Annotated in this window: 15 protein-coding genes and 1 pseudogene; 9 read left to right on the forward strand and 7 right to left on the reverse strand. The window is 73.3% G+C overall.

All coding sequences use genetic code 11. The features are described from left to right. Positions 1–36: 36 nt before the first annotated feature. The 6 genes from AB0L34_RS14555 to AB0L34_RS14580 form a co-directional block, all read right to left on the reverse strand. Entirely contained in the window at positions 37–1806 is a 1770-nt protein-coding gene (locus tag AB0L34_RS14555) for an alpha/beta hydrolase (RefSeq protein WP_363704970.1), read from the reverse strand. 154 nt (positions 1807–1960) lie between these two features. Beyond that, complete coding sequence (locus AB0L34_RS14560; RefSeq protein WP_363704971.1) at positions 1961–2461, reverse strand: hypothetical protein; 501 nt, start codon at positions 2459–2461, stop codon at positions 1961–1963. A 182-nt stretch (positions 2462–2643) separates the two neighbouring features. After that, positions 2644–2817, reverse strand: coding sequence for a CsbD family protein (locus tag AB0L34_RS14565; RefSeq protein ID WP_363704973.1), 174 nt, complete (start codon positions 2815–2817; stop codon positions 2644–2646). A 211-nt stretch (positions 2818–3028) separates the two neighbouring features. Then, positions 3029–5281 (reverse strand): heavy metal translocating P-type ATPase, encoded by a 2253-nt coding sequence (locus tag AB0L34_RS14570; protein ID WP_363704975.1) that lies wholly within the window; start codon positions 5279–5281, stop codon positions 3029–3031. A gap of 10 nt (positions 5282–5291) precedes the next feature. Further along, positions 5292–6293 (reverse strand): hypothetical protein, encoded by a 1002-nt coding sequence (locus AB0L34_RS14575; RefSeq protein WP_363704977.1) that lies wholly within the window; start codon positions 6291–6293, stop codon positions 5292–5294. 29 nt (positions 6294–6322) lie between these two features. Then, on the reverse strand, positions 6323–6532 hold the full coding sequence (locus AB0L34_RS14580) for a cation transporter (RefSeq protein ID WP_350701626.1): 210 nt from the start codon (positions 6530–6532) through the stop codon (positions 6323–6325). Between the two features lie 148 nt (positions 6533–6680). Here AB0L34_RS14580 and AB0L34_RS14585 point away from each other — a divergent pair, with 148 nt between their 5' ends. After that, positions 6681–6983 carry a metal-sensitive transcriptional regulator gene (locus AB0L34_RS14585; RefSeq protein ID WP_350681148.1) on the forward strand — a complete coding sequence of 101 codons (303 nt, stop codon included), beginning with the start codon at positions 6681–6683 and terminating at the stop codon, positions 6981–6983. Positions 6984–7509: 526 nt separating this feature from the next. On the opposite strand, the pseudogene AB0L34_RS14590 reads toward AB0L34_RS14585, so the two are convergent. Beyond that, a pseudogene (locus AB0L34_RS14590) lies at positions 7510–7736 on the reverse strand (hypothetical protein); the annotation flags it as partial. A gap of 266 nt (positions 7737–8002) precedes the next feature. On the opposite strand from AB0L34_RS14590, the gene AB0L34_RS14595 reads away from it, so the two are divergent. The 8 genes from AB0L34_RS14595 to AB0L34_RS14630 are packed head-to-tail and all read left to right on the forward strand — an operon-like array spanning position 8003 to position 14995. Next, a complete protein-coding gene (locus tag AB0L34_RS14595; protein WP_357454514.1) occupies positions 8003–9001 on the forward strand; it encodes an ABC transporter substrate-binding protein in 999 nt (332 codons plus the stop codon). A gap of 59 nt (positions 9002–9060) precedes the next feature. Beyond that, entirely contained in the window at positions 9061–9828 is a 768-nt protein-coding gene (locus AB0L34_RS14600) for an ABC transporter ATP-binding protein (protein ID WP_350712634.1), read from the forward strand. Beyond that, the gene (locus tag AB0L34_RS14605; protein WP_363704980.1) at positions 9825–10625 is read left to right on the forward strand and encodes an ABC transporter permease; all 801 of its coding nucleotides are present in this window, start codon (positions 9825–9827) and stop codon (positions 10623–10625) included. The genes AB0L34_RS14600 and AB0L34_RS14605 overlap by 4 nt, the downstream gene beginning before the upstream one ends. Next, positions 10622–11701 (forward strand): Ldh family oxidoreductase, encoded by a 1080-nt coding sequence (locus AB0L34_RS14610; RefSeq protein ID WP_363704982.1) that lies wholly within the window; start codon positions 10622–10624, stop codon positions 11699–11701. Before AB0L34_RS14605 ends, AB0L34_RS14610 begins: the two co-directional genes overlap by 4 nt. A gap of 28 nt (positions 11702–11729) precedes the next feature. Beyond that, positions 11730–12464 (forward strand): SDR family oxidoreductase, encoded by a 735-nt coding sequence (locus AB0L34_RS14615; protein WP_363704984.1) that lies wholly within the window; start codon positions 11730–11732, stop codon positions 12462–12464. Continuing rightward, entirely contained in the window at positions 12461–14101 is a 1641-nt protein-coding gene (locus AB0L34_RS14620) for an FAD-dependent monooxygenase (RefSeq protein ID WP_363704986.1), read from the forward strand. The genes AB0L34_RS14615 and AB0L34_RS14620 overlap by 4 nt, the downstream gene beginning before the upstream one ends. After that, positions 14094–14465 (forward strand): cupin, encoded by a 372-nt coding sequence (locus AB0L34_RS14625; protein WP_357454531.1) that lies wholly within the window; start codon positions 14094–14096, stop codon positions 14463–14465. The genes AB0L34_RS14620 and AB0L34_RS14625 overlap by 8 nt, the downstream gene beginning before the upstream one ends. Then, the gene (locus AB0L34_RS14630) at positions 14462–14995 is read left to right on the forward strand and encodes a hypothetical protein (protein ID WP_363704988.1); all 534 of its coding nucleotides are present in this window, start codon (positions 14462–14464) and stop codon (positions 14993–14995) included. Before AB0L34_RS14625 ends, AB0L34_RS14630 begins: the two co-directional genes overlap by 4 nt. Positions 14996–15002 lie beyond the last annotated feature (7 nt).

A 15002-nucleotide genomic window follows, 5' to 3' on the forward strand; every position in this document is an offset into this window, starting at 1 on the left:
CGTGCGGCACGGGGGCGCACGCCGGCCGGCGTTCCGTCAGGCGACCGGGACGGCCGGGCAGCGGGTGTCGCGGGCGGGCACGTCGACCGAGATCAGATAGCGGTCGACCGCGTCCTGCACGCAGGCGCTGCGGGTGTAGTTGCCGTGCCCCCAACCCTCGTAGGTCAGCAGCACCCCCGAGCGGCCGAGCTGCCGCGCCACGTTCGTCGCCCAGTTGTGGCCGCTCGCCGGGTCGTGCCGGGTGTTGGCGAGCAGCAGCGGCACGTCGGTGCGGACCCGCAGCCGGTGCTGCGGGTTGGCGACCGGGGCCGGCGTGCCGAGGCACGTCGCGATCGCCAGCAGCGCCTGCGGGTAGCGCAGGTCGGGCGCGATCCGGGCCATCCGGCGCAGGTGGGCGGCGTACTCCCGGTGGTCGCGGACCGGCAGGTGCCAGTCGGCGCAGAAGACCGCGAAGGGGTGCGGCCGCACGGCGTCCTCGCCTGCGGCAGCGGCGGTGGCCGGGAGCCCGGTGGGAGCGGGCGGGGTCGCCCGCAGGGCCACGATGTCCCGGGCCAGTCCGGCCCAGTCCGGGCCGTACAGCGCGCGCTGGGCGAGCCGGCTGAGGTCGTACGGGGTCAGCGTCGCCCCGGGCCGGTCCGGGTCCGCCAGTTCGCCCCGCTCCGCGCGGGGGAACAGGCCCGCCCAGGCGGCCCGGACGTCCTCGCCGTGCAACGGGCAGCTCGGCGTACGGGCGCACCAGGCGACGAACTCGTCGAAGGAGCCCTGGGCGGCGGCGCCCTGGGTGTCGAGGAACGCCCGGGTGCCGAGGCTGTGGTCGACCACGCTCTCCAACACCACGGCCCGGACCCGGTCCGGGAACTCCTCGGCGTACTGCGCGCCGAGCAGGGTGCCGTACGAGCTGCCGTGGAAGGTGAGCCGGGGCTCGCCGAGCGCCGCCCGTACGGCGTCCAGGTCCCGGACGGCGCTGCGGGTGTCGACGTGGTCGAACAGCGGCCCGGTCCGCTGCCGGCAGTCCTTCCGGAGCAGCGCGTTGTCGGCCAGGGTGGCGTCGAACCGGGCCTGGTCGGTGATGACCTGGGGCTGCCGGTCGAGCAGCGCCGCCGAGCAGAGCACGGGGTTGCTCCGGCCGATGCCGCGCGGGTCGAAGCTGACGATGTCGAACCGGCGGCGCAGGTCGTCGCTGAACCGGTCGTTCCGGATGATCCGCCGGACGCCGGAGTCCCCCGGCCCGCCCGGGCCGAACACCAGCGAACCGATCCTGGCGGCCGGGTCGGTGGCGGCGCGGCGGGCCAGGTGGAGCGTGAACCGGTCGCCGTCCGGCCGGTCCCAGTCGACGGGGAGCGACAGGGTGCCGCACTCGGCGGTGCGGTCCTCAGCGCAGGGCTGCCAGGCGATGCCCGGCGCGGCGGCCGGCGCCGGTGGGGCGGCCAGGGCGGGCGCGGGCGCCGGCAGGCCCGCCGCCAGCAGCGCGGCGGTCGCGCCGAGCGCCAGCGCCCGGAGCCGGAGCGGACGCCGGGGTGTGCCCTCCGCGTCCTGTCGGCCCGGGTCGTCGCCGACCTCAGGCACCCGGGATCGGTCGCCGCCGCGAGGGGCGGAGTTGCGTACGCGCAGCACGAGACGCTGTCCTCTCCGTCGAAGGAGTGTTGCGATCAGCGGAACCAGCCCGGACTCCATCCCGCCGAGCCGGTCGTCGAGGGCCGCCAGCACCCGGGCGGAGGCCGTCTGGGCCTCGACGGGGGTGTGGGCGGCCCGTCGGCACTCCTCCTCGTGGGCCCGCCGGGTCTGGGCGACCTGCACGATCGTCACGGTGAGCACGCTGACGAGCAGGGCGGAGATCGGTCCAAACGGACGCTAGCGGGTCAGCGTCCGGGCGTCACCAGTGGACGGTCGATCTCAGGGACGGGTTGGGGGATTCCCCTGCTCCTCCCCGGAGCCGCCGGAGATCGGCACAGGGGTCGGCTCAGGCGTGGCACTCGCGGGTCAGCCGCGCCGGGATGCCGGTGAAGGTGGAGCTCATCCAGGCGGCCGGGCGGGACGCCCGGGAGCCGGCGTCGATCCGGTCTGCGGTGTCCTCGATCAGGGCGCGGATCTGCGGGTCGGCGGCCCGGCGGGCCTGGGCGCGTACGTCGTCGGCCAGGTCGGCCAGGTTGCGCCGGAGCTGGTCGGTGACCTGCTCGCCGGTGAGGTCACGACGGAGCGAGGCCGTCGAGTCGGTGGCGATCTTCTGGCTGCCGGTGAGGATGGCCCGGTCCACCTGCCGGCAGACGTCGGCGGTGTTGGCGGCCGTCGTGGCGACCGGGGACGGGCCCGCGGTGGCACTCGCCGCAGCGGTCGGGCTCGCCGGCGACGCGCCGGTCGGTGCGCCGGCCTCCTCCTGGGGGGCGTCCTGGCAGCCGACGGCCAGCACCCCGAGCGCCACCGTGGCGGCGGCGCGTCGCGCGTACACGACGGATCGGGACATGGGACCTCCCGTTTCGCGGGTCTCGGCCGTCCGAGGGACGGCACGGGGTCGACCGACGCCGGGCGGCGAGACGTCGTCCTGCCAACGAGCGGGGTCGCCTCCGGGACACGTCGGCCGTCGTGGCGCGACACGCGGTCCGCCGGGCCGGCGAGGGCCGGCCCGGCGGTTTCCGCGTACGCGGGTCAGCTCTTGAAGGCGTCCTTGACCTTCTCGCCGGCCTGCTTCAGCTTGGCGCTGGTCTGGTCGTTGCGCCCCTCGGCCTCGAGCCGCTCGTTGTCGGTGGCCCGGCCGGCGCCCTCCTTCAGCTTGCCGGCGGCGTCCTCGGTCGCGTTATTGATCTTGTCGTTGAAGCCCATGTCAACCTCCCGATTGGCAGTGCCGGTACGTCCTCGGGGTACCCCGCCCGGCCGGCGCCCAACCGCCCCGACCTCCCACCGTCAACGCGGCGACCCGCGTCGGGTCCGTGTCGACCGCGGCCGGTCGGCGGACAAGGGTCCTGCGAGGACCGCCCCGAACGACCGCGCCGCCGGCCCCTTCAGGGAGGACCGGCGGCGCGGGTGGGCAGGGTCAGGCGACCGGGCGGAAGCCGCGCAGCCGCAGGCTGTTGGCGACGACGAAGACCGAGGAGAAGGCCATCGCGGCGCCGGCGATCATCGGGTTCAACAGGCCCGCGGCCGCCAGCGGCAGGGCCGCCACGTTGTAGGCGAAGGCCCAGAACAGGTTGCCCTTGATGATGCCGAGGGTGCGCCGGGAGAGCCGGATCGCGTCCACGGCGGCCATCAGGTCGCCCCGCACCAGGGTCAGGTCGGACGCCTCGATCGCCACGTCGGTGCCGGTGCCCATGGCCAGGCCCAGGTCGGCCTGGGCCAGCGCGGCGGCGTCGTTGACGCCGTCGCCGACCATCGCCACGGTCCGCCCCTCGCCCTGGAGCCGTCGCACCACGTCGACCTTGTCGGCGGGCAGCACCTCGGCGATCACCTCGTCGATGCCCACCTCGGCGGCCACCGCGCGGGCGACCGTGGTGTTGTCGCCGGTCAGCAGCACCGGGGTCAGACCCAGCTCCCGGAGCCGCGCGACCGCCGCCCGGCTCGTCGGCTTGACGACGTCGGCCACCGCGAGCACGCCCCGGGCCCGCCCGTCCCAGCCGGCCAGCACGGCCGTCCGTCCCTCGGCCTCCGCCGTGGTCGCCGCCCGCGCCACCTCCTCCGGTACGTCGAGGCCGCGCTCGCGCAGCAGCCGGAGCCGACCGACCAGCACCTCGCGGCCGTCCACCGTGCCGGTCACGCCGAGCCCCTCGACGTTGGCGAAGCCGGTCACCGGCAACAGCGCGCCCTCCTCGGCCGCGCCGGCGGCGACCGCCTGGGCGATCGGGTGCTCGGACGCGGCCTCCAGCGCCCCGGCCAGCCGGAGCAGCTCCGCCCGGTCCTCGCCGGCCGCCGGGAGCACGTCCACCAGGGTCATCCGACCGGTGGTGACGGTGCCGGTCTTGTCCAGCACGACGGTGTCCACCTGCTTCGTGGACTCCAGCACCTCCGGACCCTTGATCAGGATGCCGAGCTGGGCACCGCGGCCGGTGCCGACGAGCAGGGCGGTCGGCGTGGCCAGCCCGAGGGCGCACGGGCAGGCGATGATCAGCACCGCCACGGCGGCCGTGAACGCGGCCGTCGCGCCCGCCCCGGTGCCGAGCCACCAGCCGAGGGTGCCCGCCGCGAGAGCGATCACGATCGGCACGAAGACGCCCGAGATCCGGTCGGCGAGGCGCTGCACGGCGGCCTTGCCGGTCTGCGCCTGCTCGACCAGCCGGGCCATCTGCGCCAGCTGGGTGTCGCCACCGATCCGGGTGGCGGTGACGACGAGGCGGCCGCCGGCGTTGACGGTGGCGCCGACGACGGTGTCGCCGGGGCCGACCTCGACCGGGACGGACTCGCCGGTGAGCATGCTCGCGTCGACCGCGGAGGTGCCCTCGTCGACCACCCCGTCGGTGGCGACCTTCTCGCCGGGCCGGACCACGAACCGGTCCCCCACCGCGAGCTGGTCCACCGGGATCCGGGTCTCCACGCCGTCGCGCAGCACCGCGACGTCCTTGGCGCCCAGCTCGAGCAGGGCGCGCAGGGCCGCCCCGGCGGTCCGCTTCGCGCGGGCCTCGAAGTAGCGGCCGGCGAGGATGAACGCCGTCACCCCGGCCGCCGCCTCCAGGTAGATGTTGCCGGCGCCGTCGGTGCGGCTGATGTCGAGGGTGAACGGGTGGGTCATCCCCGGCTCCCCGGCGGTGCCCAGGAAGAGCGCCCAGACCGACCAGCCGAACGCGGCCAGGGTGCCGAGCGACACCAGGGTGTCCATGGTCGCCGCGCCGTGCCGCAGGTTGACCCAGGCCGCCCGGTGGAACGGCAGGCCGCCGTAGACGACGACCGGGGCGGCCAGGGTCAGCGACAGCCACTGCCAGTGGGTGAACTGCCAGGCGGGCACCATCGCCAGCACGATCACCGGCACGGTGAGCACGAGCGAGACCCACAGCCGGGTACGCAGGCCGCGCAGCTCGTCCACGGGCTCGGCGGCCGGCTCCGCGCCGGCGGATGCGGGCGGGGGCGGCAGGGCGGCGGTGTAGCCGGTCTTCTCCACCGTGGCGATCAGGTCGTCGGGGCTGACGTCGTCGGCGTACTGGACGCTGGCCTTCTCGGTGGCGTAGTTGACCGTGGCGGTCACGCCGTCCATCCGGTTCAGCTTCTTCTCGATCCGGGAGGCGCAGGAGGCGCAGGTCATCCCGCCGATCGCCAGCTCGATCTGGTTGGGTGCCATCTGCAGCGGCTTGGTGGTGGTCATCACGGTCCCGTCAGTTGTGCCCGTGACCGGGGGCGCCGTGGCCGGCGTCGGCGGTCGGGGAGCTCGTGGCGGCGGGTGTGCGCGCCGCCGGGGTGCCCGTCGCGGCCGGCGAGGCCGACCCCGTCGGGGTGCCGGCGACGACGGTGAACTCGGCGGTGCGCACCACGCCGCCGTGCTTGAAGTCCAGGTAGAGCCGGTAGGCGCCGGCCGACGGCACCTCGGCGAAGAACCTCACCTCGGGGCCGGGCGTCGTCCGCCCGTCGCCCGGCTCGCCGTCGGGGTGCACGTGCAGGTACGCCAGGTCGCCCTGGCGCAGCGCCACCAGGTGGCCGTACGCGCCCAGGTAGGGCTCCAGGTCGGTGACCGGCGCGCCGTCGCGGTTGACGGTCAGGGTCAGCTCGGCGGTGCGGCCGGGCTGCGGGGCACCGGTGAGGGTGACGGTGTAGCCGTCGACTGTCGTGCTGGTCGCCGGGGCGGGCAGCGGCTGCTCGGTCAGGGCCCCGGGAACGGTCACGTCGACGCCGAGGGTCAGCGCCTCGCCCCCGGTGGGGGTGAAGTCCGCGAACGCCCGCCAGACGCCGGGCCCGCCCAGCGGCGAGTCGACCCGCCAGGTGCCGTCCGCCGTCATCTCCGGGTGCACGTGCCGGAAGCCGGACAGGTCGCGGCGGGCCACGATCAGGTGCATGCGCTTGTCGTGCGCCACGTCGTACGCGGTGACCGGCCGGCCGTCCGGGCCGGTGACCTGGAAGGCGAACTGCCCGGCCGGGGCGTCGACCGGTCGGAGGGTGTAGCCGCGGTCGGAGACGAGCAGTCCACCGGGCAGATGGGCCGCCGCGCCGCCCTCGTCGCCCCCGTGGCCGGCCCCGCCGGTGTCCCCGTGGCCGTCCGCGGCGTCGTGGCCGGTCCCGGCGGCCGCGGCCACGGGGCCGGCCACCTGGCCGACCCCGTACGCCGCGCCGAAGACCGCCGCGAGACCGAGGACGAAACCGCTCAGTTTCGTCGCCGTGTTCATGGTGTACCTCGGTTTCCCCGTGCCAGCCGTCAGGCGCCGACGAGGTCGTAGCCGGCCTCGTCGACGGCGGCGCGCACGGTGTCGGTGTCCAGTGGGCTTTCGCTGGTGACGGTGACCCGCCCGGTGGCGAGGTCGACCTGGACGTCGCTGACGCCCGGGATGGCGCCGACCTCGGCGCTGACCGAGCTGACGCAGTGCCCGCAGGTCATGCCCTGCACCTGGTACGTCGTGGTGACCATCGAACTCTCCTCTCGACACCTCCAGCATATACCCCCCAGGGGTAATGAGGAGGCGAACGGATGCCTGCTCGGCGTGCCAATACCCGGTGGGGGTATCGGACACGGACGACAGTACCATACCCCCGAGGGGTACGCTATCCTGGATCGCATGACCACACCGACGCCCGCCCCGACCAGGGGCTACACCGCCAGCAAAGACCAGTTGCTCGCGCGGCTGCGCCGCGTCGAGGGGCAGGTCCGCGGCATCGAGAAGATGGTCGACGACGACCGCTACTGCATCGACGTGCTCACGCAGATCTCCGCGATCCAGGCCGCCCTGGACAAGGTCGCCCTCGGCCTGCTCGACGGGCACGCCCGACACTGCATGCACGAAGGGGCGGCCGAGGGCCGGGCCGACGAGATGGCCACCGAGATGATGGCCGCCGTCGGCCGCCTCATGAAGCGCGGCTGACCGCCACGTAGCAGGCATCCGGGCGCGCGCCGGCGGCATCGCGGATCGGGCGGGTCCCAGGGGTGTCCTCGTCCCTGAACGGGGAGAGCGAGCGGGGTCATGGTGGTGACGACCCGATGCGGTGGGTTGGCCTTGCGCTGGGTGCAGGCCACCGAAGTGGTTACCCTCCCGACGTGCTCAACCGGCCGGGTGTCGGCCAGGCGGCGCGCCCGGTGGGCGGCGGTCTGGGGCGGGTAGCCGCCGCGGCGTACCCGCTCGGAGTGGCCGAGGAGGTTGGTTGCCGAGCGGTGGACGTGCCGGGTGCCATGGCCGCGCTCGCCCAGCCGTGGGCAGGACTCTCCAACCGCCGACCGCCGCCCTACCGGGGCGAAGGCCGCGGCGCCCGGGAGCGCGGCGGCGACGCCGGCGATCTGCAACCACCCCGCCCAGTACCGCGCCAGGCCACGCCGCCGCTGGCCGGCCGCTCCGGCATGCTCGACCTGCTCGCGAGAGCTGGGCAGACGACGTGCAGTGACCAGTGGCCGAGGCCGGCCAGCAGCGGCCGGACGGCGTCGAAGGACACGCCAGGCCGCCAGGGCGAAGAAGGACACGCCGATCGGCCGCAGCGCCAGCCGTTCATCGGGCGCGCGGGAGCGGAACTGCCAGATCAGCACGGCCGCGCTGGGCTCCCCGACGAACGAGTCCAGGCCGAAACCGACGGGTGCCGTCGACGAGGCCGCCGCGCCGACGACGTCCCACACCGAGGCCTTCGAGCGGCCGAGCACCTGCACATACAGCCGAGCCGAGCTGAGCCGCGCCGCGCCGCGCGCAACGTGCTCGCTGTCGGCGCGTACCGCGACCCTGCGGTGTCGACTGTGGTCGCCACTGGCGGTCGGCGGGGCGTACTGCCAGGTCAGTGGGCCTGGCGGGGGTGCGGTCGCGGGGCCAGGACCGCCGGGGCGGGGCGGTGTTGCCAAAACGAGGTCTTGACGAGTCGGGAAGTTTGACATTTGATAAATCCCGCCGATGCAGGAGGTCTCATGTCAGCTCGCACCCGTCTCGTCGCGGCCGTCGCCGCAGCGGCTCTCACACTCACCGTCGCCGGCTGTGGTGATTCGGAGAAGGCCGATTCCCCCGATGCCGCCTCCGTCACCTACCTGACCTCCTTCGGGACGTTCGGTCGGGACGCTTACGCATACGTCGCCCTGGAGAAGGGCTACTTCAAGGAGGCCGGGCTCAACGTCACCATCAAGCCCGGCACCGGCACCGTCGATGTCATGAAACTGATCGGGTCGGGGCAGGCCGACTACGGCCCGGGCGACCTGTCCGGGGTCATCACCACGCTGGCCAACGAGAAGATGCCGGTGCGCGTGGTGGCCGCCATCCACCAGCGGTCGATGGCCGGCATCGCCTCGCTGGACAAGGCGATCGACTCGCCGGAGAAGCTGCCCGGCGCCAGCATCGCGGACAGCTCCGGCTCCACCAACATGATCATTTTCCCGGCGTACGCCAAGGCGGCCGGCATCGACCCGAAGTCGGTGAAGTTCGTCCCGTCCTCGCCGCAGTCGCTCCCGCAGTTGCTCGCCGCCGGCTCGGTGGACGCGATCGGCCAGTTCGCCGCCGGCAAGCCGCTGCTGGAGAAGGCGGCCGGTGGCAAGACCGTCACCATGCTGCCGTACGCGGACAAGCTTCCCGACCTGTACGGCAACGGCCTGCTGGTCTCCGCCGCGAAGCTGGAAAGCAACCGCGCAGAGGTCGAGAAGTTCACGGCAGCGCTGGTCAAGGGCCTGCTCTACGCGGTGGAGCACCCCGAGGAAGCCGCCCAGTTGCTCAAGAAGCACGACCGGACGGCCGACGAGAAGGTCGCCGCCGCCGAGCTCACCGAGATGCGGCCGTACGTCCTGGGTGACGGCGGGCCGGCCGGAAAGCTGACCCGGGAGCGGGTGGAGGCGATGATCAAGCTCCTCGCCGGCACCGGCACCCTCAAGTCGACGCCGAACGCCGAAGACATCGGCGTCTACGACATCGCAAAGTCATAACTTCCTCTTCGACGGCGGTGCGCGCGGCTGGTTGCGGCGCGCACCGCGAGGGGCGAACCATGATCGGAATTCGTAACGTTTCGCAGATCTACCGCACCCGGGCCGGTGACGTGGAGGCCCTGCGTGATGTGTCGCTGGAGGTCGCCGACGGCGAGTTCGTGGCGATCGTCGGGCGGTCCGGGTGCGGTAAGTCCAGCCTGCTGCGGCTGGTGGCGGGCCTCCAGGCGGCCACCTCGGGCGAGATAACCGTCGCCGGCACCCCGATCCGGGGGCCACGGCGCGACATCGGCTTCATGTTCCAGCGCCCGGCCCTGCTGCCGTGGCGGTCGGTCATCGACAACGTGCTGCTGCCGACCGAGGTGTTCAAGCAGGACCGCCGGGACGCCCGGGCACGCGCGCACGAACTGCTCGACCTGGTCGGGCTGAACGGCTTCGAGAAGCGCCTGCCGCACGAACTCTCCGGCGGGATGCAGCAGCGGGTCTCGCTGTGCCGGGCCCTCATCCAGCAGCCGCGGGTGCTGCTGATGGACGAGCCGTTCTCCGCGCTCGACGCGCTCACCCGCGCCGACCTCACGGTCGAACTCCAGCGCCTCCAGATGAAGCACGCCTCGACGGTGCTCTTCGTGACGCACTCGGTCGACGAGGCCGTGCTGCTCGCCGACCGGGTCGTCGTACTCAGCCCGCGACCGGGCCGGCTGCGGCAGATCGTGGGGATCGACATCGCCCGCCCGCGTTCGCTGGGACGCGACGGCCACTCGGCCGAACTCGGCGTACTGCGCGCCCAACTGCACGACCTGCTCATGACCCCCGAGGAGGTGGCACGGTGACGGTCACCGAAACCCGCCGTACCGGCCGCGACAAGCCACGCGCCGCAGGCCACTGGGCCCAGCAACTCCCGCCCGTGCTCGGCGTCGTGGGCGCCACCGCCCTGTGGTGGGCGATCACGGTCGTCTTCGAGGTGGAGAGCTTCATCCTGCCGTCCCCCGTGCAGGTGGCGCAGACCATGGTCGAGCAGTCCAGCTACCTGTGGGACAACACCCTGGTCACCCTCTGGGAGACGCTGCTGGGCTTCCTGCTGGCCATCGCGGTCGGGGTGCCGCTGGCGCTGATCGTCACCGCCTCGCGGATGCTGGAACGGACCGTCTACCCGCTGCTGCTGATGCTCAACGCCGTACCGAAGGTGGCCGTCGCGCCGCTGCTGGTGGTGTGGATGGGCTTCGGCCAGTTCCCCAAGGTCTTCCTGGTCTTCCTGGTCTGCTTCTTCCCGATCGTCATCTCCACCGCCGCCGGGCTCAGCTCCACCCCGGCCGACCTGGTGGAGCTGGGCCGGTCGCTGAAGACCAACTGGTGGCAGACGTTCCGCATGATCCGGATGCCGGCCGCCATCCCGCAGCTCTTCGTCGGTCTCAAGCTCGCCATCACCCTCGCCGTCATCGGCGCGGTGATCGCCGAGTTCGTCGGGGCCACCGAGGGGCTGGGCTACGCGATCGTCGCCTCCGGCGCCAGCGCCGACACCGCGTTGGCCTTCGCCGCGATGATCCTGCTCGGGGTGATGAGCGTCGTGCTGTTCTACCTGCTCGCCGCAGTCGAGCGGTTCTTCGTGCCGTGGGCGGACCGGTCATGAGCGCGCCGGACTTCCCGCCGACCGTCCCGGTCGGGTGGCTCACCGACGCCGTCGCCTCGGTCTTCGGCGCACTGGGCTTCTCCGAGCAGGCGGCCGGCCTGGTCGCCGGCTCCCTGGTGGACGCCGACATGCGGGGAATCCCCTCGCACGGGGTGATGCTGCTGCCGATGTACGTGGACCGGATCAGGGCCGGCTCGGTCAGCCGGGCCGAGCGGGCCGAGGTGGTCCGCGACAAGGGCGCCATCGCGGTGCTCGACGCCGGCCACGCGCTGGGGCAGCTCACCGGTGACCAGGCGATGCGGCTGGCGGTGGCGAAGGCGCGGACGTACGGCGTCGGCGTGGTCACCGTCCGCCGGGCGTTCCACTTCGGCGGGGCGTTCCGCTACGTGGACCTCGCCGCGAACAACGGCTGCGTCGGCATCGCGGCGGCCAACACCCGCCCGCTGATGCCCGCCCCCGGTGGCGCCTCGGCGGTGGTCGGCAACAACCCGCTCGCGGTGGGCGTACCCCGTGCGGGCGGCAAGCCGGTGATCCTCGACGTGGCGCTTTCCGAGGCCGCGCTCGGCAAGATCCGGCTGGCCGCCGGTGAGGGCCGCGAGATCCCCGCGAGCTGGGCGACCGACGCGCAGGGACGGCCCACCACCGATCCGGCCGCCGCGCTCAAGGGACTCCTGTTGCCGTCCGGCGCCCACAAGGGATACGGTCTCGCGCTCATGATCGACGTACTGACCGGGGTGCTGTCCGGCGGGGCGTACGGCCGGGGCGTCCAGGGCCTCTACGCCGACGTCTCGGTGCCCAACGACTGCGCGCACTTCTTCCTCGCCCTGGACGCCGAGGCGTTCGCCGAGGACGCGGAGGAGCTCGCCCGCCGGGTCGACGACCTGGCCGACCAGGTGCTCGGCTCCGCGCTGGCGCCCGGCACGGAGCAGGTCCACCTGCCCGGTGACATCGAAGCCGGCCGGTACGACCGGGCGTCGCGCGACGGTGTCGCGCTCCAACCGTCGGTCTTCGCCGGCCTGGTGGAGGTCGCCGCCGGGCTGGGCGTGCCGCTCCCGTCACCGGCCAGCGCCGGCTGACCCCGGTCGACGAAGGAGGAAGGAAGTCATGCAGGCCAGTTTCGACGCCACCGGCGAGGTGCTCGTGGTCACCGGCGGCGCCAACGGGATCGGCGCCGCCCTCGCCCACGCGTACGCGGACGCGGGGGGCACGGCCGTCGTGTTCGACGTGACATCGGGCCAGCCGCATCCCAGCGGGCGGGTGCACGAGCACCGGGTGGACGTGTCCGACCGGGACGCGGTGCACGCCGCGGTCACCCGGGTGCTCGCCGAGCACGGGCGGATCGACGCCCTGGTGGCCGGAGCGGCGGTGCAGCCGCGGTGCGACGTGGTCGACATGGACCCCGAGCAGTGGCGCCGCACGCTGGCGGTGAACCTCGACGGGGTGGTCTGGTGCGCGCAGGCGGTCCTGCCGGACATGATCGCCCGCCGCTCGGGCGCGATCCTGGTCTTCGCCTCGGGCCTGGCCACCGCCGGCCGGGCGCAGGCGTCGGCCTACGCGGCGAGCAAGGGGGCGTTGGTCGCCTTCGCCAAGTCGCTCGCCGCCGAGGTCGCCGAGTACCGGATCCGGGTGAACACCGTCTTTCCCGGAGTCGTGGACACCCCGCAGTTCCAGCAGGCCAACCCGACCGGTGGTGAACGGGAGCACTGGGCGCGGGTCACCGGCATCGGCACACCGGCCGACGTGGTCGGCCCGCTGATGTTCCTGCTCTCGCCCGCCGCGACCATGACCGGATCCACCCTCACCCGTGACCGGGCGTACCCGAGGAGCGAAGCACAATGAGCAGCACGACCGAGCAGTTGCCGGTGGGCATCGTGGGCGCCGGGCCGGTCGGCCTGGTCACCGCGCTGGGCCTGGCCCACTACGGCGTGCCGGTGGTCATCTTCGAGGAGGACGAGCGGCTGTCGCTGGACACCAAGGCCGGCACCGTCCTCACCCGCACCCTGGAGGTGCTGCACCGGTACGGCGCCCTGAACGACGTGCTGGCCGGGTCGCTGCGCATCGACGAGATCGGCGAGCTGGACCGGGCCACGAACACCCAGACCCTCAGCGTCCGGACCGGGGACCTCACCGAGGACACCCGCTTCCCGTTCGTCATCAACATCCCGCAGCACGAGCTGGAGCCGATCCTGCGGCAGCGGCTCGACGCCACCGCCCCCGGCGCGCTGCACATGGGACACCGGCTGCTCGACTTCGTCCAGCACCCGGACCGGGTGGACCTGCGGCTGCGCACCGCCGAGGGGGAGCGGACGGTTCCGGTGCGGTACCTGCTGGGCTGCGACGGCGGTCGGTCCGCCGTCCGGGACCAGATCGGCGCGCGGGTCGAGGGCGAGACGTACCAGGAGCGTTACATGCTGGTCGACCTGAAGGTCGACCTGGACGTGGAGAACCCGCGCGACTACCCGTACCTGGCCTACTTCGGTGATCCCCAGGAGTGGATGATCCTGGTCCGCCAGCCGCACTGCTGGCGTTTCCTCTACCCGCTGCCGGCCGGGCAGGCCGAGCCGGACCGGGAGGAACTGGCCGACAAGGCACGCCGGTTCATCGGGGACACCAAGACCCTGGAGATCGTCGGCACCAACATCTACAACGTGCACCAGCGGGTGGCCGACCGGTGGCAGGACGGGCGGGTCTTCCTGCTCGGCGACGCCGCGCACCTGATCACCCCGATGTGGGCGCTGGGCCTGAACACCGGTGTCCTGGACGCCTCCAACCTGCCCTGGCGGATGGCCTGGGTGCTGCGCGGCTGGGCAGAGCCGAGCCTGCTCGACGGTTACCAGGTCGAGCAGGAGCCGGTCGCCACCAAGGGCTCCGCGGCGATGGCCGCGGCGGCGCGGGCCTACATGGCCCGCCGCGCGGACGACCCGGGGGTGATGACCGCCGGCAACTGGGGCAACGCGTTCACCCGCGCCATGCTCGGCGTACGCCTCGACGTGGGCGGCACGGGCGACTGGTCGATGGTCGCCGCCGGTGACGAGCCGCTGCCGGTGCTGGCCGGGGCGCGCTGCCCCGACCTGCCGCTGTTCGGTCAGTCCGGCACGGTGTACCTGCACGACCTGGCCGCCGACGCCTTCGTGGCGCTCTACTTCACCGATCCGCGCCGGGTCCCGGCACTGCCGCCCCAGGAGTCGCCCGCGCTGCGGCACTACGTGGTGAGCCGGTGGGACGCGCCGCACGACTCCGGGCTGCGGGACCGGGCGCTGTTCGACCCGGGAGACCGGGTGCGGCGCCGCTTCGGGGTCGACAACGACACGCTGGTGCTGGTCCGCCCGGACGGGCACGTGGCGGCGATCGTCCCGTTCGACCCCGTCTCCGGCGTCGACACGGCCGCCCAGCTCTACGCCCGGATCACCGGCTGCCCACCGCCCGTGACCCGGTCCGACAACACCCTCGTCTGCGAAAGGGACGACAATGAGTAACTACGGTCACGCGACCGCCCCGGACGGAACCCAGGTCGAGCTCGGTGCCGTCGGCCAGCAGGTGGTCTTCGAGAACGACCAGGTGCGGGTCTGGGAGATCAGCCTGGCGCCCGGCGAGCAGCAGCCCTGGCACCACCACCTCAACCCGTACATGGTGATCGCGCTGGAAGCCGCCGACAACCGGATCGACGCGCTCGCCGGTGGCGACCCCCGCCTGGTGCACGAGGACATCGGCGGGGTGGTCTACCGCGAGCCGGGGGAGATCCACATGCTCACCAACAACGGCACCACCCGGTACCGCAGCCGGCTCATCGAGCTGAAGTGCCTGGGGGAGAACCTCGTGTCCGGTCAGGGCGAGCGATGAGCGACCTGCCGCTCGTACCGACCCCGCCGGTGCCGGCCGGCGTCGACCCGCAGGAGTGGGCCAACAACCTCTCCGAACCGTCGAACTACGGCGGCGAGGCGGCCGACCGGTCGCGGGAGGAACTGGTGCCCGGCCCGGACGGCCTGGTGCTGGCCCGCTTCCGCGAGATCCTGCTCCAGACCGACGAGCTGGACTGGGCGGACAAGACGCTGGCCGGCCTCTCCCACAAGGCGCTGTGGCGCAACGAGGAGACCGAGGCGTCCATCTCGCTGATCCGGTTCCGCAAGGGCGCCGGCATCCCACTGCGCCACTCACACGCGTCCAACCAGTTCATGTTCTGCCTCAGCGGCCGGTACACCTACGTGCCCACCGGGCTCACCCTCACCCCGGGCTCCTTCTACTGGAACCCGAAGGGCAGCCTGCACGGGCCCACGCTCGCCGAAGAAGAGAGCGTCCTGCTGGAAATCTACGACGGGCCGCACTACCCGACCCAGCCGGAGTGGTACACCGACCCGGCGGACGCCCGCTAGCTCCACC

This window comes from Micromonospora sp. NPDC052213, assembly GCF_040679695.1.
GTDB lineage: Bacteria > Actinomycetota > Actinomycetes > Mycobacteriales > Micromonosporaceae > Micromonospora.

Excerpts from the sequence above, each read along its gene's own strand:
- AB0L34_RS14565 (WP_363704973.1), bottom strand. The coding sequence starts at position 2,817 with ATGGGCTTCAACGACAAGATCAATAACGCGACCGAGGACGCCGCCGGC.
- AB0L34_RS14585 (WP_350681148.1), top strand. The coding sequence starts at position 6,681 with ATGACCACACCGACGCCCGCCCCGACCAGGGGCTACACCGCCAGCAAA.
- AB0L34_RS14595 (WP_357454514.1), top strand. The coding sequence starts at position 8,003 with ATGTCAGCTCGCACCCGTCTCGTCGCGGCCGTCGCCGCAGCGGCTCTC.
- AB0L34_RS14620 (WP_363704986.1), top strand. The coding sequence starts at position 12,461 with ATGAGCAGCACGACCGAGCAGTTGCCGGTGGGCATCGTGGGCGCCGGG.
- AB0L34_RS14630 (WP_363704988.1), top strand. The coding sequence starts at position 14,462 with ATGAGCGACCTGCCGCTCGTACCGACCCCGCCGGTGCCGGCCGGCGTC.
- AB0L34_RS14615 (WP_363704984.1), top strand. The coding sequence starts at position 11,730 with ATGCAGGCCAGTTTCGACGCCACCGGCGAGGTGCTCGTGGTCACCGGC.
- AB0L34_RS14600 (WP_350712634.1), top strand. The coding sequence starts at position 9,061 with ATGATCGGAATTCGTAACGTTTCGCAGATCTACCGCACCCGGGCCGGT.
- AB0L34_RS14610 (WP_363704982.1), top strand. The coding sequence starts at position 10,622 with ATGAGCGCGCCGGACTTCCCGCCGACCGTCCCGGTCGGGTGGCTCACC.
- AB0L34_RS14570 (WP_363704975.1), bottom strand. The coding sequence starts at position 5,281 with ATGACCACCACCAAGCCGCTGCAGATGGCACCCAACCAGATCGAGCTG.
- AB0L34_RS14625 (WP_357454531.1), top strand. The coding sequence starts at position 14,094 with ATGAGTAACTACGGTCACGCGACCGCCCCGGACGGAACCCAGGTCGAG.
- AB0L34_RS14575 (WP_363704977.1), bottom strand. The coding sequence starts at position 6,293 with ATGAACACGGCGACGAAACTGAGCGGTTTCGTCCTCGGTCTCGCGGCG.
- AB0L34_RS14580 (WP_350701626.1), bottom strand. The coding sequence starts at position 6,532 with ATGGTCACCACGACGTACCAGGTGCAGGGCATGACCTGCGGGCACTGC.
- AB0L34_RS14560 (WP_363704971.1), bottom strand. The coding sequence starts at position 2,461 with ATGTCCCGATCCGTCGTGTACGCGCGACGCGCCGCCGCCACGGTGGCG.